We start from the raw sequence: 17,797 nt of genomic DNA, 5'->3' as shown, positions 1-17,797 counted from the left end.
GCGGCTCAACGAGGCTCTGTGTGGGGGGAGTGACCGCAAAGCTACAAAGATTTGATGTATGCGTCAACGGTCGTTATCAAACAGTCCAAAATTGCGCATCTGTAACCGCTTGCGGCGGGAAACATCTAATCTTTGAGCCGGTGGCGCCGCCTGCCGCGGCGTCCGCCGCCACCCGGGGCCGCCGGCCGAGCGGAATACGGTCGGAGCCCCGGGAAGACACCCCCCGCATGAGGCTCCGGCCGGGACCGAGGGAACCCACTGCCATGTCACGCACAGAGGACGTAGTAGACAGCATCAAGCGGATGATCCTCGACGGGGCGCTCCGGCCCGGCGACCGCCTGCCCGTGGAGAAGGACCTCGCCGAGTCGCTGGGAGTCTCGCGCGGCGCGTTGCGCGAGGGAGTGTCGGCCCTGTCGATCCTCGGAATCGTCAGCACCCGGCAGGGTGACGGGACCTACGTCACGAGTCTCGACGCGACGCAGCTGCTGGCTCCGATGGGCTTCGTCGTCGACCTGCACGGCCAGGGCGACCCGCGGCACGTGTACGCCGTCCGGCGTCTGCTCGAATGCGAGGCGGCGCGGATCGCCGCCACCAGGATCACCGATGAAGCGCTCGGCCGGGCGAGGGAACTGCTCGACGAGGCGGCCCGCATGGTCGGCCAGATCGACCACGACCACGAGCGACTCATCGAGATCGACATCGCCTTCCACCGCATCATCGCCGCCCACTCCGACAACCCGGTCATGGTCGGCCTGATCGAGGCGTTCGCCAGGCGGACCGTACGCGGGCGGCTGTGGCGCAGCCGGCACGAGGAGGACGCCGACCGGCGCACCCACGACGAGCACGTGGCGATCTGGACGGCGCTGGCGGCGCGCGATCCCGAACGGGCGCGCATCCGGATGGCCAACCATCTCATCGGGGTCGAGGAGTCCTTGAACCGCCTGCCCGGCGACGGCGACCCGCGCCGGGCAGGGGACCGGTGAGACGCGGCACGCCCTGGGCGCGCGAGCGTGGGGCGGGGTGGGTCAGATCGCGGTGACGGTCCACTGCAGGTTGGTGCTGCCGTCCCAGTTCCACTGCTTGAGGTTCGACCCCGACGCCACGTTGCCGCCGCTGTCCAGGACGAGGCCGGTGGCGACGTTGGTGATCCGCACGTAGCCCGTCGGCGTCGAACCGCCGCCGAGCGCGGGGATCTGACCGTTGAAGGTCAGCTTGACCACGTACGCGGGCGCGCTGAACGGGGCGGTGGACGAGGGCATCGAGACGTGCAGCCCGGAGCCGTCCTGGGTGCGGCCCGGCAGCGTGGTGTACTGGCCCGCCGAGGAGCCGAGCAGCTGCACCGAGGCGAGGTTGCCCAGGTTGATCCGGTTCGAGCCCAGGGTTGTGATGTGCAATGTGCTGCCCGGCCAGCCCAGCACGGTGGCGTACAGGACCGTGTTGTCCTTGCTGCGGGTGAAGCGGATGTCGGTGTTGGTCCCCGCCCGCGGTGTGGTGAAGGAACCGCCGCCCATCTGCGTCGGCCCCTCCCCGTGGACGGCCCAGGCGCGGGTCGAGTAGACGGACTCGCCAAAGCGCTTGAGGTAGTCCCCGATGCCCAGCAGGATCGACCGCTGCCCGGAGGGGATGGTGCCGTCGGCCATCGGGGCGATGTTCAGCAGCATGGTGCCGTTCTCGCTGACCCGGTCGATCAGCGAGTGCAGCATGGTGTTGAGCGAGTAGTAGCCGATGCCGTTGGTGTAGCACCAGCTGGAGCTGGAGATGCTGTCGTCGGTCAGCCAGTAGGGGTTCTGGATGGCGGCCGGGCCGCCGCGCTCGTAGTCGAAGACCTCGCCCCGGGTGTTGAACCCGTCCTTGTACGTCGCGACGACGTCCTTGTTCCAGGCCACCGCCTGGTTGTAGTAGTACGCCAGGAAGGCCAGCCGCCGCGACTCGTCGAGACGGCTGAGGTTGAAGTCCTGCCAGATGATGTCGGGCTGGTAGCCGTCGATGACCTCCTTGATCTTGTCGTACCACAGCTGCTGTTCGTCGGCGAAGCCGAGCTGGCCGTACAGCTTCTTGAGCGAGGCGGAGGACTGGGACGGCACCCACTGGTAGAAGCCGGTGAAGTTGTAGGCGTGGTGCATGGCGACGAGCAGGTTCAGTCCCTTGGCCCGGACGGCGTCGGCGTGTACTCGCAGCAGGTCGAGCCTGGGCCCGGTGGCGACGGAGTTCCACTCGTTGACCCTGCTGTTCCACATCGAGTAGCCGTCGTGGTGCTCGGCCACCGGGCCGGCGAATCGCGCGCCGGCGTCGGCGAACAGCTGCGCCCACTCGCTGGGGTCGAAGTTGCCTCCGGCCGACTTAGCTTCGGCGCGAACTGCACCCAGTTGCCGGCCTTGTCCCGGGCGCCGTTGACGAAGTTGTGGTACGGCCACGCCGCCGGATCACCGTAGACGCTCTTATGGTGGTTGTTCTCGTTCGACCCGTTGTTGTCCATGTTGCGCGGGTACCACTCGTTCGCGAACGCCGGGACGCTGAACACGCCCCAATGGAAGTAGATGCCGAACTTGGCGTCCTGGACGGAACCACTCGGCGGCCGGCGGGTGCCGGTCGACCGACGACCAGCTCGGGCTGTAGCTCTGCGGCCCGGCCGTGGCCCACGCGGGGCCTGCCTTGAGGATGCCGGCGGCCGCGCCGACGCCCGGCGTGATCGCGGATACGACGAGTCCCCGAGGTCGGCGGGAGATCGGGCCGGGCCGGCAGCTCCGCGGACTCCGTGCGCGGCGTCGGCGTTTCCGCATGCCGGTTGGCCTGGTGGCGATCCCGTTCGTGTGTCCGGGCGCACAGACAACCCATGTCTGTGCCGTTGTGGAGCCCTCTGCCGTCGCGGAACGGGTCGTCTGTACGTTTCACGCCCCGGCGGCGGCCGGTGGTGTGGTCACTTGTGGGGGTTGTGTGGTGGTGTCGGTGAGGGTGTGGCCGAGGTTGTCGCGTAGCCAGGTTTCCGTGGTGCTGACGTGCATGAGGGCGGCGGCGTGGGCGAGTGGGGCGTCGTGGTGGGCGAGGGCGTGGTAGATGGCGGCGTGTTCGGCGATGGTGCGGCCGGCGGCGTTCGCTTCGGCGAGGCCGCGCCAGACGCGGGAGCGGAGGGTGCGGCCGGCGATGCCGCCGAGGAGGGCGGCCAGTGATTTGTTGCCGGTGGCGTCGAAGACGGCGCGGTGGAAGGCGTCGTCGTGGTGGTTGAGTGCTTCGACGTCGTTTTGGGCGTCGATCATGGCGTTGAGGTGGCGTTCGACTTCGGTGAGCTGGGCGGGGGTGATGCGGGTGGCGGCCAGTCCGGTGGCGACGGGTTCGAAGAGGCGGCGTACTTCGGTGATTTCGAGGAGGTCGTCGCCGCGCATCATTTCGACGGCGAGGCCGACTCCTTCGAGGAGGAGTGCGGGGGACAGGCTGGTGACGTAGGTGCCGTCGCCTCTGCGTACTTCGAGTACGCGGGTGGTGGCCAGGGAGCGGACGGCTTCTCTGAGGAGGTTGCGGGACAGGCCCAGTTCGGCGGCGAGTTCCTGTTCGGGGGGGAGCCGGGCGCCCGGGGGGAGGGTCCCGTCCTTGATGAGCTGCCTGATGCGTTCGATCGCCTGCTCGGTCAACGACATAGGAGGATTCTGATACCTCCGGGCCAGTGACCTCCACACACCCCACTGTCCGGAGAGCCGGACATGCGCCGTATCTGTCTGCCTCTGAACGCGAGAGCAGGCGATACGTCGGACCCTTCGCAGGCGAGCGCGAGGGATTTTCGTGATTATTCCCTAGGGTCTGGACACTGACCGGGGTTTGGTCATAAAAAGACATCCCATGTCCTGTCAGTGATGAGCCGGCTCCAGGCGAACCTCGCCGGAGTCTGCGGCGCCGTCCGCGGCGGCATGGCACCCGTGGTGCTTGAGAAGGAGAAACGATGGTACGCAGACGGTTCGCGCTCGCCGCGGCCTTGACTTTATCGGGGTGCCTCGCCGTGGCCTGCGGCGGGAACAGCGGGAGTGGCGAGAGCGGCGGCTCCGGCGGCGGTGGCGACGCCGCGGCGAAGCCGGTCATCGGCGTGGACTACCCGCGTTCGGACACCGACTTCTGGAACTCCTACATCAGCTACGTGCCGAAGTCCGCCGGCGAGTTGGGAGCGGACACCAAGACCACCAACTCCCAGAACGACATCGCGAAGCTCACCTCCAACGTGCAGACCCTGGTCGGGCAGGGCGTGAAGGCCGTGGTCATGGCGCCGCAGGACACCGCCGCCGTGGCTCCCACGCTGCAGCAACTCGAGAACAAGAAGATCCCCGCCGTGCTCGTGGACACGCGGCCCGACACGGGGAACGCCTTCATGGTCGTCCGCGCCGACAACCGCGCGTACGGGGAGAAGGCCTGCCGCTTCCTGGGCGAGAAGCTTCAGGGCAAGGGCAAGGTGGTCATGCTGGAGGGCGACCTGGCCTCCATCAACGGCCGCGACCGCACCGAGGCGTTCAACGACTGCATGAAGCAGAACTATCCCGGCATCAAGGTGTTCGGCGAGGCGACGAACTGGGACGGCGCGGTGGCCTCGCAGAAGCTCTCCACGGTCATGACCGCGAATCCGGACGTCAAGGGCGTCTACATGCAGTCGAGCTTCGCCCTCGCGGGCACGCTGCAGGTGCTCAAGCAGCGTGACCTGCTGGTGCCGCCGGACGACCCCAAGCACGTCTTCGTGGTCTCCAACGACGGCATCCCGCAGGAGCTCAAGGACATCGCCGCCGGCAACATCGACGCGACCGTCTCCCAGCCCGCGGACCTGTACGCCAAGTGGGCGCTGTCGTACGCGAAGGCCGCGATCGAGGGCAAGACGTTCCAGCCGGGCAAGACCGACCACGACAGCACCATCATCCAGGTGCGGTCCGGTCTGCTGGAGGACCAGCTGTCCGCGCCGCTCGTCACCGCCGACGGCGGCACGTACGGAGACATCCCCAGCGTGAAGTACGACGACAAGTCGCTGTGGGGCAACAACCTGAGCTGAGAGGGCGTGACCCATGGATGAGTTCGCGGGAGGGCCCGCGAGCCCTCCACCCGCTCGCGACGGCGGGCGGACCCGCACGGGCTCGCCCGTCGCCGAGGCGGAGCGCATCACCAAGAGATACGGCGAGACGGTGGCGCTCGACCGGGCGCACATCACGATCAACGCGGGGGAGACGCACGCCCTCGTCGGCCGCAACGGCGCGGGCAAGTCGACCCTGGTCTCCATCCTGACGGGACTGCAGGCGCCCGACGACGGCGAGGTCCGCTTCGCAGGGGCCCCCGCTCCGCGGCTCGCCGACCGCGACGCCTGGCGGGAGCGGGTCGCCTGTGTCTACCAGAAGTCCACGATCATCCCCGAGCTGACCGTGGCGGAGAACCTGTACCTGAACCGGCACGATCGGAACCGGTTCGGGCTGGTCGGCTGGAAGGGCCTGTGGCGGAAGGCGGCCGAGCTGCTGGAGGCATGGTCGGTGGACGTCGACGTCCGCCGACCGGCCGGGGAGCTCGGAGTGGAGCAGCGGCAGTTCGTGGAGATCGCCCGGGCGCTGTCGTTCGGCGCGAGGTTCATCATCCTCGACGAGCCCACCGCCCAGCTCGACGGCGCGGCGATCGCCCGTCTGTTCGACCGGATGCGGGCGATGCGCGAGCAGGGGATCACCTTTCTGTTCATCAGCCACCACCTGCAGGAGATCTACGAGATCTGCGACACGGTCACCGTCTACCGGGACGCCCGGCACATCCTCACCGCACCGGTGGCGGACCTGCCGCAGGGCGAGCTGGTGGCCGCGATGACCGGTGAGGCCGCGGGCCTGCGGGAGCACGCCGTCCGCCCGCCGGTCGCGGCGCAGACCCCGGTGGTCCTCGACGTCCGGGGCCTGTCCGACGGCGAGGTCTACCGGGACGTCGACATCCAGGTGCGGGCCGGGGAGATCGTGGGGCTGGCGGGCCTGGGCGGCAGCGGGAAGACCGAGCTGGCCGAGACCCTCGTCGGGCTGCGGGCCTCCCAGGAGGGGACCCTGGAGGTCGCCGGGAGCCGCCTCCGCCCCGGAAGCGTGCCGGAGTCGCTGGCCGCCGGTGTGGGCTTCGTGCCCCGGGACCGCCACCACCAGGGGCTCGTCCCCCTGATGTCGATCGCGGACAACGCCACGATGACCGTGCCCGAGCGGCTCGGACAGGCGGGGTTCGTCAGCGGCCGCCGCAAGGACGCACTGGCCCGCGAAATGATCAAAAACCTCGCGATCAAGACACCCGGCCCGGAACTCCCCGTCTCCGGGCTGTCCGGCGGCAACCAGCAGAAGGTCGTCATGGCCCGGGCCCTGGCGAACGACCCCCGTCTGCTCGTGCTGATCACGCCGACCGCCGGGGTCGACGTCCGGTCGAAGGAGTTCCTGCTCGGCAAGGTCGAGGAGATCGCCGACACCGGGACCGGCGTCGTGATCGCCTCCGACGAACTAGACGACCTGCGCCTGTGCAACCGGGTGCTGGTGATGTTCCACGGCCGCGTCGTCGCGGAACTGGCCGCCGGCTGGCACGACCACGAGATGGTGGCCGCCATGGAAGGAGTCGACCTCGATGCCTGAGACCACCGCCGCACACGCCACGGCGGGACACCCGCCGAGCCCCCCGGGCCCGGAGGAGGCGGAACGGCGCCGCCCGAGGATCCCCCTGGCGCGGCTGCGGGACTTCGCGCTGGTCCCCGCGGTCATCGTGATCGCGATCGTCGGGCAGATCGTCAACCCGATCTTCCTGCAGAGCGACAACCTGATCAACATCCTGCAGACGATGTCGGAGATCTCGCTCCTCGTCCTGGCGCAGACGCTCGTGCTGATCGCGGGCAGGATGGACCTCTCGCTTGAGTCGACCTTCGGGCTGGCGCCCGGCGTCGCCGCCTGGCTGACGGTCGCGAGCGGAACGGGGGCCGGGCTCGGCCTGCTGCCCGGCGCCTGGGGGATTCCCATCACCCTCGCGGTGGGGGTGCTGGTCGGAGTGGTGAACTCGTTGTTCATCGTCCGCTTCGGGCTCAACGGCTTCATCGTCACGCTGGGCATGCTGATCGTGCTGCGCGGCCTGCTCACCGGCATCTCCGGCGGGCAGACCTTCTTCAACCTCCCCGACTCGATGACCTACTTCGGCTCCACGATGTGGCTCGGCGTGCCGGCGTCGATCTGGATCTGCCTGCTGCTGTTCGCGGCGGGCATCGTGGTGATGGGCTTCACCCGGTTCGGCCGGGCGCTCTACGCGATCGGCGGCAACGTCGACGCGGCCAAGGCGGCCGGCATCCGCACCGACCGGGTGCTGTGGATCACGCTGATCTCCGCCAGCCTGCTGGCCGCGATCGGCGGCCTCCTGCTGACGGGCCGGCTCGCCTCCGTCGCCGCCGCCCAGGGCGACGGCGCGATCTTCACGGTGTTCGCCGCCGCCGTCATCGGCGGCGTCAGCCTCAACGGAGGCAAGGGCACCGTGTTCGGCGCGTTCACCGGCATCCTGCTGCTCTACATGATCCAGAACGTCCTCACTCTCGCGGGCGTCCCCGCGCAGTGGATCCAGGCGCTCAACGGGGCGATCATCCTCACCGCGCTCGCGATCTCCCGCCTCACCGGCGGCAAATCGCAGGACTGACGGGTTCCGGCGGCCCGGGCGCTCTCGTACGCGCCCGGGCCGGCGGCGTCCGCGCGGGGCCCGGCGCCCGGACGCGTACGAGACGGTTGAGAGAGTAGCGGCAGGTTATGAGGGGAGCAGCGGCAGCAGCGCGTTGAGGCGCCCGGACGCGAAACCCGACAGGTCGAGCGAGCAGAAGGTGAAGCCGGCGCCGCGGACCGCGGCGTCGACGCGCTCGCGCAGCTCGCACGCGCGGGGGATCTCACCCTTCGGCACCTCGACCCGGGCGAGCGTGCCGCCGGCGTGGGCGCGCACCCGGCACACCGGGAAGCCGAGGTCGCGCAGCGCGGCCTCGGCGGTCTCGATCCTGCGCAGGACCTCCGGGGTGACCGGGTCGCCGTAGCTGACCCGCGAGGCCAGGCAGGGGGCGGCGGGTTTGTCCGCGGTGACCAGGCCGAGCTCCCGGCTGACCGCGCGGACGCCGGCCTTGGTCAGGCCGGCGTCCACCAGCGGCGCGACGGCCCCGCGCTCGGCCGCGGCCCGCTGCCCCGGCCGGTGGTCGCCGAGGTCGTCGAGGTTGGTGCCGAGCGCGATCCTGGCGCCCATGGCGGCCGCCAGCGGCGCGAGCGCGTCGAACAGCGCGGACTTGCAGTGGTAGCAGCGGTCGCGGCCGTTGGCGGCGTACTCGGGCCGGTCGGCCTCGTCGGTGCAGACCTCCAGGTGGGTCAGCCCGTGGCGGCGCGCGAAGTCGCGGGCCGCGGCCCGCTCGGAGGCGGCGAGGCTGGGGGAGACCGCGGTCACGGCGAGCGCCCGGGTGCCGAGCACCCGGGCGGCGGCGAAGGCGAGCAACGCGGAGTCCGCGCCGCCGGAGTAGGCGACGACGATCGCACTCTCCTCGCGCAGCCGCGCCGTCAGCCGCTCCATCAGCCGCGCCGGGGCGTCGTTCTGGGCGCCGTCCGGGGGGGTCGCCGTCGTCCGGTCCGCGGGAGCAGGGCGGTCACTCACCTGGGCCTCCATACGTACGTGTGCCGGCGAGGCTCTCCTCGACCCCGAGGACGTGCAGGGCGGCGTGGAGCCGGGCCCGCTCGGCGTCCCGCGCCAGCAGGGCCCGATGCACGGCCCGGTGCTCCCGCAGGGTGCGCTGGACCGCCTCGGGGTCGCTCATGCCGCGCCAGATCCTGGCCCGTACGGTGCGGCCGGACATGTTGTGGATGACCGCGGCGAGCACGGCGTTGCCGCAGTGGGAGGTGATGAGGGCGTGGAAGTCCTGGTCGAGGGCGACGAGTTTCTCGTGGTCGATCACGTCTGCCGCGGCCACCTTCTCGGCGTCGTCGAGCAGCTCGCCCAGGCGGGCGAGATCGGCGTCGGTGATGCGCGTGGCGGCGAGGGCCGTCGCCTCCGCCTCCAGGATTCTGCGTACGTGCAGGAACTGCCCGGCTCCGGCGTCCAGGTGGATGTCGGCGACGAAGCTCATCCCGTCGAGCAGAAGGCCGGGGGACAGGCTGGTGACGTAGGTGCCGTCCCCCTGGCGCGTCTGCAGGACCCGCATGGCGATCAGCGCGCGTACGGCCTCACGCAGGGTGTTGCGGGCGACGCCGAGCTGTTCGGCGAGGTCCTTCTCGGCGGGAAGCTTCTGTCCGGGGCGCAGCTTCCCGTCGATGATCATCTGTTTGATCGTGTCGATCGCCGTTTCGATGGCGCCCACTCAGCCTCCCCAATGGTGGCCATCAGGGTAGCGGTAGCCGGCGATCGACTCGGGGTGCATACGGGCGCTGTAGCCGGGGGCCTCGGGCAGCCGGTAGTGGCCGCGCTCGATGCGGACGGGGTCGGTGAAGTGCTCGTGCAGGTGGTCGACGTACTCGAGGACCCGGCCCTCCAGGCTGCCGCTCACGCAGACGTAGTCGACGACGGACATGTGCTGGACCAGCTCGCACAGGCCCACGCCCCCCGCGTGCGGGCAGACCGGCACGCCGAACTTGGCCGCCATCAGCAGCACGGGGACGATCTCGTTGACCGACGCCAGCCGGCAGGAGTCGATCTGGCAGTAGTCGATCGCGCCGGCCTGCAGGAGTTGCTTGAACATGACGCGGTTGTGGCAGTGCTCACCGGTGGCGACGCCGACGGGGGCGACGGCCTTGCGGATGGCCGCGTGCCCGAGGACGTCGTCGGGGCTGGTCGGCTCCTCGATCCACAGCGGCTCGTACGGCGCGAGCCGGTTGACCCACTCGATGGCCTGGGGCACGTCCCACACCTGGTTGGCGTCGATCATCAGCGTGCGCTCGCCGAGCTCCTCCCTGGCGATCGACAGGCGGCGGATGTCGTCCTCGATGTTCGCGCCGACCTTGAGCTTGACGTGCGTCCAGCCGTCGGCGACGGCCTCACGGATAAGGTGGCGCAGCTTGCCGTCGTCGTAGCCGAGCCAGCCCGGGGTGGTGTTGTAGGCGGGGTAGCCGCGCCCGGCGAGCTCGGCGATCCGTTCCCCGCGCGTCGGCGCGAGCCTGGCCAGCATCTCGACGGCCTCGGCGGGGGTCAGCACGTCGGACAGATAGCGGAAGTCGCAGGCGGCCACCAGCTCCTCGGGCGACATGTCGGCGAGGAGGCGCCACAGCGGCACGCCGGCCCGGCGTGCGGCAAGGTCCCACGCGGCGTTCAGCACGGCCGCGGCGGCGAGGTGCACCACGCCCTTCTCCGGGCCCAGCCAGCGCATCTGGCTGTCGGACATGATCTCCCGGTAAAGGCCGCCAAGGTCGCCTGCCAGCTCGTCCACGTCACGCCCGGCCAGCCGGGCCCCGATCTGCCGGGCCGCGGCCACGCACAGGTCGTTGCCGCGCCCGATGGTGAACGTCAGGCCGTACCCGGCCAGGTCGCCGTCGGTCTCCAGCACCACGTACGCCGCCGAGTAGTCGCCGTCCGGGTTCATCGCGTCCGAGCCGTCGAGTGTCGCGGAGGTGGGAAACCTGATGTCGATCACGTCCACAGAAGTGATCACCGGCATGGGCGGACTCCAATTGGTCGGATGAATATGGATCGAACAGTAGGGTCACCGGGAGCGATGGTCAAGAGAATCCGCAAATGCCCCATAGGAGGCTTTACTTCAACCCGATGAATCTGACAGGCTCGGCACCACATACGCACCTGTGACACCAGCGGGAGAAGGCAGATCGTGAAGCTGTTGCGAGTGGGTCCGGCGGGTGAAGAGCGGCCTTGCGTGATGGGACCGGACGGGCGGGTGCTCGACCTGTCGTCGCTGACGGCCGACATCGACGGCGCGTTCCTCGCGGGAGGAGGCGTCGAGCGCGTGCGGACCGCCCTGGCGGAGGGCGCCCTGCCCGATGCCGGGCCGTACGAGCGGGTGGGCGCTCCGATCGCCAGGCCCGGGAAGATCGTGTGCATCGGCCTCAACTACTCCGACCACGCGGAGGAGACCGGGGCGGCGCTCCCCGCCGAGCCGGTGGTGTTCATGAAGGCCTCCAACACGCTCGTCGGTCCCGACGACGAGGTGCTGGTGCCGCGGCGCAGCGTGAAGACCGACTACGAGGTCGAGCTGGCGGTGATCCTCGGCCGTACCGCCCGCTACCTGGACTCCCCGGACGACGCGGCCGAGGTGATCGCCGGATATGCGATCGCCAACGACGTGTCGGAGCGGGAGTTCCAGAACGAGCGCGGCGGCCAGTGGGACAAGGGCAAGTCGTGTGAGACGTTCAACCCGCTCGGCCCGTGGCTGGTGACGGCCGACGAGGTCGGCGACCCGCAGGCGCTGGGGTTGCGGCTGTGGGTCGACGGCGAGCCGCGCCAGAACGGGAACACGAAGAACCAGATCTTCGGCGTGCATCACGTGATCTGGTATCTCAGCCAGTTCATGGTGCTGGAGCCGGGCGACGTGGTGAACACCGGCACGCCGGCGGGTGTGGCGCTCGGCCGCGGCCCGCAGGCGTACCTGCGGGCGGGCCAAGTGGTGGAGCTGGAGATCGACGGCCTCGGCCGCCAGCGCCAGCGGGTGGGCCAGGCATGAGTGAGGAGTTCGAGGGCCTGGTGGCGATCGTCACCGGCGGGGCCTCGGGCATCGGCAGGGCCGTCGCCGAGGAACTGGCCGCGCGGGGCGCCCGGGTCGCCGTTCTGGACCTCAAGGACACCGAGTTCGTCTGCGACGTCACCGACGACGCCTCCGTACGCGCGGCGGTGGCGGCGGTGGCGGAGCGGTACGGCAGGATCGACGTGCTGGTGAACAACGCGGGCATCGGCGCGCAGGGCACGGTGGCCGACAACGACGACGCCGAATGGCTGCGCGTGTTCGACCTGAACGTGGTGGGGATCGCCCGGGTGACCAGGGCGGCGCTGCCGCACCTGCGCAGGTCGCCGCACGCGGCGATCGTCAACACCTGCTCGATCGCCGCCACCGCCGGGCTGCCGCAGCGGGCGCTGTATTCGGCGTCCAAGGGGGCGGTGCTCGCGCTCACCCGCGCGATGGCGGCCGACCATCTGCGCGAGGGGATCCGGGTCAACTGCGTCAACCCCGGCACCGTCGACACCCCCTGGGTCGGCCGGCTGCTGGACGCCGCCCCCGATCCGCAGGCCGAGCGCGCGGCCTTGTGCGCCCGCCAGCCGCACGGCCGCCTGGTCACGGCGGAGGAGGTCGCCCACGCCGTCGCGTACCTGGCCAGCCCGCGTGCGGGGTCGACGGCCGGGGTCGAGCTGGCCGTGGACGGCGGGATGTCCGGCCTGCGGCTGAGGCCGGTGACCTCGTGAAGCTCTCCCTCGGGCCGTACGGGCTGGGCACCGCGCCGCTGGGCGGGCTGTTCGCGCCGGTGAGCGAACAGCAGGCAGAGCAGGCGCTCGCCGCCGCGTGGGAGGCGGGGATCCGCTACTTCGACACCGCGCCGCACTACGGGACCGGGCTGGCGGAGGAACGTCTCGGACGCTTCCTGCGCGGCCTGCCCGGTCAGGCCGCCGGGGAGGCGGTCGTCTCCACGAAGATCGGCCGCGTCCTCGTGCCCGGACAGGGCGAGGAGGACGGGTTCCCCGGCCGCACGCAGTATGTGCGGGTGCGGGACTACAGCCGCGACGGGGTGCTGCGCTCGCTGGACGACAGCCTGAGACGCACCGGGCTGGACCGGTTCGACCTGGTGTTCATCCACGACCCGGACGACCATTGGGAGCAGGCCGCGGGCGAGGCGTACCCCGCGCTGGCCGAGCTGCGCGACCAGGGAGTGATCGGCGCGATCGGCGCCGGGATGAACCAGGCCGAGATGCTGACCCGGTTCGTCCGCGAGACCGACCTGGACGCCGTGCTGGTCGCGGGACGCTACACGCTGCTCGACCGCTCCGCCGCCGGCGAACTGCTGCCCGAGTGCGAACGGCGTGGTGTCGCCGTCGTCGCCGGCGGGGTGTTCAACAGTGGTGTTCTCGCCGGCGGCACCACCTTCGACTACGACGCCGCCCCGCCGGCCGTGCTGCGGCGGGCGCGCGAGCTGGAGCGGATCTGCGCGTCGCACGGCGTGCCGCTGCCCGCCGCGGCCCTGCTGTTCCCGCACCGGCATCCGGCCGTCACCACGGTCCTGTTCGGCGCGCGCAGCGCGGAGGAGGTGCGGGAGGACCTCGATCTGGCCGCCACCCCCGTGCCCGGGGAACTGTGGGAGGAACTGGACCATGCGGGTTGAGCTCGCCTACGGCACGGACGGTCTCGTGCTGGACCTGCCGGACGACAGGACCACGGTGATCGCGCCGGTCGCCCGGGCCGCCGTGGCGGACGAGGCCGCCGAGGTGCTGCGGGCGCTGCGCGAGCCGGTCGCGGGCCCGCCGCTGCGGGAGCGGGTGCGCCCCGGCCAGACGGTGGCGATCTCGGCCTGCGACGGCACGAGACCCCAGCCGCGCCACCTGATGATCCCGGCGATCCTGGCCGAGCTGGACGGAATCGTGCACCTCGACGACGTGGTGATCCTGGTGGCCACCGGCACCCACCGCGGCAACACCGACGAGGAACTGCGCGCGATGTTCGGCGACCAGGTCGTCGACGCCGTGCGGATCGTCAATCACGACGCGCGTGACGCGTCGTCCCTGAGGTGGATGGGCAGGTACGGCAAGGACGTCCCGGTCTGGCTGAACCGGGAGTGGACGGACGCCGACGTGCGGATCACGACCGGCTTCGTCGAGCCGCACTTCTTCGCCGGGTTCTCCGGCGGGCCGAAGCTGGTCGCACCCGGGCTCGCCGCCCTGGAGACCGTGCTCACCCTGCACGACGCGGCCCGGATCGGCGACCCCCGGGCCACCTGGGGCGTCATCGAGGGCAACCCGGTGCACGACGACGTCCGCGCCATCGCGGAGGCGACCGGGGTCACCTTCGCCCTCGACGTCGTGCTCAACCGGGAGCAGAAGATCGTGCGGGCGTTCGGCGGCGATCTGCCGCCGATGCACGCCGCCGCCACGGCCGTCGCCCGCGCCGTCGCGATGCGGCCGGTCGCCGAGCCCTTCGACGTGGTGGTGACCACCAACGCCGGATTCCCGCTGGACCAGAACCTGTACCAAGCGGTGAAGGGCATGAGCGCAGCCGCGCAGGTCGTACGGCCCGGCGGCACGATCGTCTGCGCCGCCGAGTGCCGGGACGGGTTCCCCGACCACGGCTCCTACCGCGACATACTGACCTCCGCCGCATCCCCCGACGCGCTGTTCGAGGAGATCTCCCGCCGCACCGAGACCGTGCCCGACCAGTGGCAGGTCCAGATCCAGGCCCGCATCCAGCGGCACGCCCGCGTGGTCATGCACACCTCGCACCTGAGCGACGCCGACCTCGCCGCCGCCCACCTGGAGCAGACCGGCGACATCGCCGCCACCGTGCGCGCCCTGCCCGGCCGGGTCTGCGTCCTGCCCGAGGGGCCCATGACCATTCCGTACCTCGGGGGAGGATGACCGTGCTCCGCTACCCCCTGATCCACCCGCCGCTGCTGTCCGCGCTCGCGGCCACCGGCCACGGATCGCGCATCCTGCTCGCCGACGCCAACTACGCCCACGCCACCAACGTGCGGGCCGGCGCCCAGGTGATCCACCTCAACCTGCGTCCCGGGCTGGTCCGCATGGACGACGTACTGGAGGTTCTCGTGGACGCCGTGCCGCTGGAGTCGGTCCACTCGATGCGCCCCGACGAAGGCGGCGAGCCCGAGGTGCTCGCCCGCTACCGGGAGCTGCTCGGCCCGGACCTGCCCATCGAGGCGATGGACCGGCTCGAGTTCTACGAGGCCGCGAAGGGCCCCGACGTCGCCTTCGCGGTGGCGACCGGCGACGACCGGCTCTACGCGAACCTCCTGCTGACCGTCGGATACATCGTCCCGAAATGAACATCTTCCCGAAATGAACAGCGTCCCCGTCATGAACATGCGTCCCGTCACGAACAGGCGGAGCGACCGCGACCGCGCGCCGTCGGGCAGGAGGAGGCCGTGAGCGACGCCCTCGACCTCGGTTACGCCCGCGTCGACCTCGGCCGCGAGGTGCGCCAGGGACTGCCCGAGATCGTCTACGGGCCGGGCAAACAGGTGACCGAGATCGCCGGAATCGTCACCACGCTGCTCGGCCGCAACACCGGGCCCGTCCTGGTGACCAGGGTCGACCCCGACGCCGCCGCGGCCGTGCTCGGGCGGGTTCCCGGCGGCCGGTACGACCGGGACGCCCGGCTGCTGGTCTGGCGCGAGGCACGGGCGGTCGAGCACACGGTCGCCGTGGTGACGGCCGGGACGGCGGACGGCCCGGTGGCCGCCGAGGTCGCGGCCGTCGCGTCCGCCCTCGGCCTGCGCACCACCCTGATCAGGGACGTGGGAGTGGCCGGGCTGCATCGCGTGCTCGCCGCCGTCGAGGACCTGCGCGCGGCCGACAGCGTCGTCGTCATCGCCGGTATGGAAGGGGCGCTGGCGAGCGTGATCGGCGGCCTGGTCGAGACGCCGGTGATCGCCGTGCCCACCAGCACAGGTTACGGCGCCGCGCTGGAGGGCGTCACCGCCCTGCTGGCCATGCTCACCTCGTGCGCGGCGGGGATCACCGTGGTCAACATCGACTCCGGATTCGGCGCCGCGCTCGCGGCCTTCCGCCTCACGAGGAGGCCGAGGTGATCTGTTTCCTGAATCCGTTCACCGGCCTGGCCGGCGACATGCTGCTCGGGGCACTCCTCGACGCGGGCGCCTCCCTCGACGCCGTACGCCGGGCCGTCGCCCTGACCGGCCTGACCGGATGGCGGCTGGACGCCGAGCGCGTGCGGAGCGGAGCGCTGACCGCCACCCGCGTCCTGATCGACGTCGAGGACGACGCCGGTGAGCGCCCCGCCGCGGAGCTGATCGCGATGGCGGCCCGGGCCGGCCTGCCCGTCGCCGACGCGGCGCTGACCGCGATCGCCGAGGCCGAGGGCGCGCTGCACGGTGTTCCGGCCGCCGATGTGCATCTGCACGAGCTCGGCGGGCACGACACACTGATCGACATCGTCGGCTGCGCGGCGGCCCTGCGCGACCTCGGCGTGACACGCGTCCACTGCGCACCGCTGCCACTGGGGAGCGGCACCGTGCGGACCCGTCACGGCGTGCTGCCCGTGCCCGCTCCCGCCACGCTCGCCCTGCTGAAGGGAGCGCTGGTGCGCGGCGGGGCGGCGGGGGAGGCGGTCACGCCGACCGGGGCGGCCCTGCTCCACGCCGCCGGCACGGTGTACGGCCCGGTGTACGGCCCGGTCCCGGAGATGGAACTGCGCGCCACCGGGTACGGCGCGGGCACCCGTGAGCTGCCCGACCGGCCGAACGTGACGGTGGCGATGCTCGGGCGGCCCACCGCCGCCGGCCCGGACCACCAGGTCGTCCTGTCGACGAACCTCGACGACGTGACCGGCGAGGTCCTCGGGCACGTCATCGAGCGCGCCCTGGCCGCGGGCGCGGCGGACGCGTGGACCACTCCGGCGGTCATGAAGAAGGGCCGGCCCGCGCACGTCCTGCACGTGCTCGCGCCCGCAGAACTGGCCGGCGCCCTGCAGGACCTGGTCCTGCGCGAGACGGGCAGCCTGGGGTTGCGGCGCAGCGTGGTCGAGAAGGTGGCGCTGCCCCGGCACTTCGCGACCGTGCGGCTGTACGGCCAGGACGTGCGGATGAAGCACGGGCCGTGGGGGGTGAAGCCCGAGCACGACGACCTGGCCAGGCTGGCCCAGGTCACCGGAAAACCATTACGGGAACTGGCACGAGAGGCATTCGACGCGCTGTGACATCCACCGCGACACCCGATGCGACGCCCACTCAGGCGATCGTCGACGCTCATCACCATCTCTGGGAACTGTCCCGGCGGCCGCAGACATGGCTCGATCCTCCGCGGATGGCGCCGATCCGCCGCGATTTCACCCCCTCCGACTACGCGGACGTCGCGGCGGAAGCGCGGATCGGGCGGTCGGTGCTCGTACAGGTCCTGCCCGACGCCGAGGAGACCCGGGAGTTCCTCGCGCTGGCGGCGCGGTCGGACACCGTCGCCGCCGTGGTGGGGTGGGCGGACCTCACCCGGCCCGACCTCTCCGCCGAACTCGCCGCGCTCGCCGCCGCACCGGGCGGTGAACTGCTGCGCGGCATCCGCCACCTGGTGCAGGGCGAAAGCGACCCCCGCTGGCTCGCCCGCGACGACGTCCGCGAAGGACTGCGGCAGGTGGCGGCGGCCGGGCTCGTCTACGACCTGCTCGTCCTGCCCCACCAGCTGCCCGCCGCGATCGAGACCGTCCGGGCCCTTCCCGAGCTGACCTTCGTCCTCGACCACCTGGCCAAACCTCCGGTCGCGTCCGGCGAGCTCGAACCGTGGGCCGGTCTCGTCCGTGAGCTGGCCGCCGAGCCGAACGTGTCGGCCAAGCTCTCCGGCCTGATCACCGAGGCGGACTGGGACGACTGGGACGCGGCGCGGCTGCGGCCGTACGCCGATGTCGCGCTCGACGCGTTCGGACCCGGGCGTCTGATGTTCGGCTCCGACTGGCCCGTCTGCCTGCTCGCGGGGGCCCTGCCCCTGTGGGCCGAGACCGTGCGCGCGCTGCTCACGGACGCGGGGCTGTCGGCCGCCGAGCGTGACGTGGTCTTCCGGGGGACGGCGGAACGCGTCTACCGCCTCGGCACATGAGCGGACGCGAGCGCCGGTCCGCCTCTCCTCACGCCTGAGCTGCCGATATGACAGGTGTCACGGGTGATGACACGAC

At 71.3% G+C, this 17,797-nt stretch carries 17 protein-coding genes and 1 pseudogene; 12 read left to right on the top strand and 6 right to left on the bottom strand.

Annotated features, from left to right (window positions below):
- Positions 1-263 precede the first annotated feature (263 nt).
- Complete coding sequence (locus tag AB0O28_RS21625; RefSeq protein WP_363642775.1) at positions 264-983, top strand: FadR/GntR family transcriptional regulator; 720 nt, start codon at positions 264-266, stop codon at positions 981-983.
- A gap of 42 nt (positions 984-1,025) precedes the next feature.
- On the opposite strand, the gene AB0O28_RS21620 is transcribed toward AB0O28_RS21625, so the two are convergent.
- From AB0O28_RS21620 to AB0O28_RS21610, 3 genes and pseudogenes are all read right to left on the bottom strand, one after another.
- Positions 1,026-2,414 carry an alpha-L-fucosidase gene (locus AB0O28_RS21620; RefSeq protein ID WP_363642773.1) on the bottom strand — a complete coding sequence of 463 codons (1,389 nt, stop codon included), beginning with the start codon at positions 2,412-2,414 and terminating at the stop codon, positions 1,026-1,028.
- Positions 2,402-2,824: pseudogene (locus AB0O28_RS21615) on the bottom strand (alpha-L-fucosidase); the annotation flags it as partial. The pseudogene AB0O28_RS21615 and the gene AB0O28_RS21620, both read right to left, overlap by 13 nt.
- A 64-nt stretch (positions 2,825-2,888) precedes the next feature.
- Positions 2,889-3,632, bottom strand: a complete 744-nt coding sequence (locus tag AB0O28_RS21610) for a FadR/GntR family transcriptional regulator (protein WP_363642771.1) — start codon at positions 3,630-3,632, stop codon at positions 2,889-2,891.
- A 299-nt stretch (positions 3,633-3,931) separates the two neighbouring features.
- On the opposite strand from AB0O28_RS21610, the gene AB0O28_RS21605 reads away from it, so the two are divergent.
- Genes AB0O28_RS21605 through AB0O28_RS21595 form a run of 3 tightly spaced genes read left to right on the top strand, consistent with a single transcriptional unit; the run spans position 3,932 to position 7,635 of the window.
- Complete coding sequence (locus AB0O28_RS21605) at positions 3,932-5,017, top strand: sugar ABC transporter substrate-binding protein (RefSeq protein WP_363642769.1); 1,086 nt, start codon at positions 3,932-3,934, stop codon at positions 5,015-5,017.
- Positions 5,018-5,030: 13 nt separating this feature from the next.
- A complete protein-coding gene (locus AB0O28_RS21600) occupies positions 5,031-6,596 on the top strand; it encodes a sugar ABC transporter ATP-binding protein (RefSeq protein WP_363642767.1) in 1,566 nt (521 codons plus the stop codon).
- Entirely contained in the window at positions 6,589-7,635 is a 1,047-nt protein-coding gene (locus AB0O28_RS21595; protein ID WP_363642765.1) for an ABC transporter permease, read from the top strand. The genes AB0O28_RS21600 and AB0O28_RS21595 overlap by 8 nt, the downstream gene beginning before the upstream one ends.
- Before the next feature lie 105 nt (positions 7,636-7,740).
- Here AB0O28_RS21595 and larE read toward each other — a convergent pair whose 3' ends face one another.
- The 3 genes from larE to AB0O28_RS21580 are packed head-to-tail and all read right to left on the bottom strand — an operon-like array spanning position 7,741 to position 10,609.
- On the bottom strand, positions 7,741-8,619 hold the full coding sequence (gene larE, locus AB0O28_RS21590; protein WP_363642763.1) for an ATP-dependent sacrificial sulfur transferase LarE: 879 nt from the start codon (positions 8,617-8,619) through the stop codon (positions 7,741-7,743).
- Positions 8,612-9,319 carry an FCD domain-containing protein gene (locus tag AB0O28_RS21585; RefSeq protein ID WP_363642761.1) on the bottom strand — a complete coding sequence of 236 codons (708 nt, stop codon included), beginning with the start codon at positions 9,317-9,319 and terminating at the stop codon, positions 8,612-8,614. The genes larE and AB0O28_RS21585 overlap by 8 nt, the downstream gene beginning before the upstream one ends.
- On the bottom strand, positions 9,320-10,609 hold the full coding sequence (locus tag AB0O28_RS21580) for an enolase C-terminal domain-like protein (protein ID WP_363642759.1): 1,290 nt from the start codon (positions 10,607-10,609) through the stop codon (positions 9,320-9,322).
- A 216-nt stretch (positions 10,610-10,825) separates the two neighbouring features.
- Between AB0O28_RS21580 and AB0O28_RS21575 the strand changes: the two genes are divergently transcribed.
- The 8 genes from AB0O28_RS21575 to AB0O28_RS21540 all read left to right on the top strand — a co-directional run bounded on the left by AB0O28_RS21575 (position 10,826) and on the right by AB0O28_RS21540 (position 17,721).
- Entirely contained in the window at positions 10,826-11,626 is an 801-nt protein-coding gene (locus AB0O28_RS21575; RefSeq protein WP_363642993.1) for a fumarylacetoacetate hydrolase family protein, read from the top strand.
- Entirely contained in the window at positions 11,623-12,360 is a 738-nt protein-coding gene (locus AB0O28_RS21570; protein WP_363642757.1) for an SDR family oxidoreductase, read from the top strand. The genes AB0O28_RS21575 and AB0O28_RS21570 overlap by 4 nt, the downstream gene beginning before the upstream one ends.
- Positions 12,357-13,271, top strand: coding sequence for an aldo/keto reductase (locus AB0O28_RS21565; RefSeq protein WP_363642755.1), 915 nt, complete (start codon positions 12,357-12,359; stop codon positions 13,269-13,271). The genes AB0O28_RS21570 and AB0O28_RS21565 overlap by 4 nt, the downstream gene beginning before the upstream one ends.
- Positions 13,261-14,517 (top strand): nickel-dependent lactate racemase, encoded by a 1,257-nt coding sequence (gene larA, locus AB0O28_RS21560; protein WP_363642753.1) that lies wholly within the window; start codon positions 13,261-13,263, stop codon positions 14,515-14,517. The genes AB0O28_RS21565 and larA overlap by 11 nt, the downstream gene beginning before the upstream one ends.
- 2 nt (positions 14,518-14,519) lie before the next feature.
- Complete coding sequence (locus AB0O28_RS21555; RefSeq protein ID WP_363642751.1) at positions 14,520-14,942, top strand: RbsD/FucU family protein; 423 nt, start codon at positions 14,520-14,522, stop codon at positions 14,940-14,942.
- A 99-nt stretch (positions 14,943-15,041) separates the two neighbouring features.
- Entirely contained in the window at positions 15,042-15,707 is a 666-nt protein-coding gene (larB, locus tag AB0O28_RS21550) for a nickel pincer cofactor biosynthesis protein LarB (RefSeq protein WP_363642749.1), read from the top strand.
- Complete coding sequence (larC, locus tag AB0O28_RS21545; protein WP_363642747.1) at positions 15,704-16,834, top strand: nickel pincer cofactor biosynthesis protein LarC; 1,131 nt, start codon at positions 15,704-15,706, stop codon at positions 16,832-16,834. The genes larB and larC overlap by 4 nt, the downstream gene beginning before the upstream one ends.
- Entirely contained in the window at positions 16,831-17,721 is an 891-nt protein-coding gene (locus AB0O28_RS21540) for an amidohydrolase family protein (RefSeq protein ID WP_363642745.1), read from the top strand. Before larC ends, AB0O28_RS21540 begins: the two co-directional genes overlap by 4 nt.
- The last annotated feature ends 76 nt before the right edge of the window (positions 17,722-17,797 follow it).

The organism is Microbispora sp. NPDC088329 (assembly GCF_040685655.1).
Taxonomy (GTDB): Bacteria; Actinomycetota; Actinomycetes; order Streptosporangiales; family Streptosporangiaceae; genus Microbispora.
This window is presented reverse-complemented; position numbering and strand designations above follow the sequence as displayed.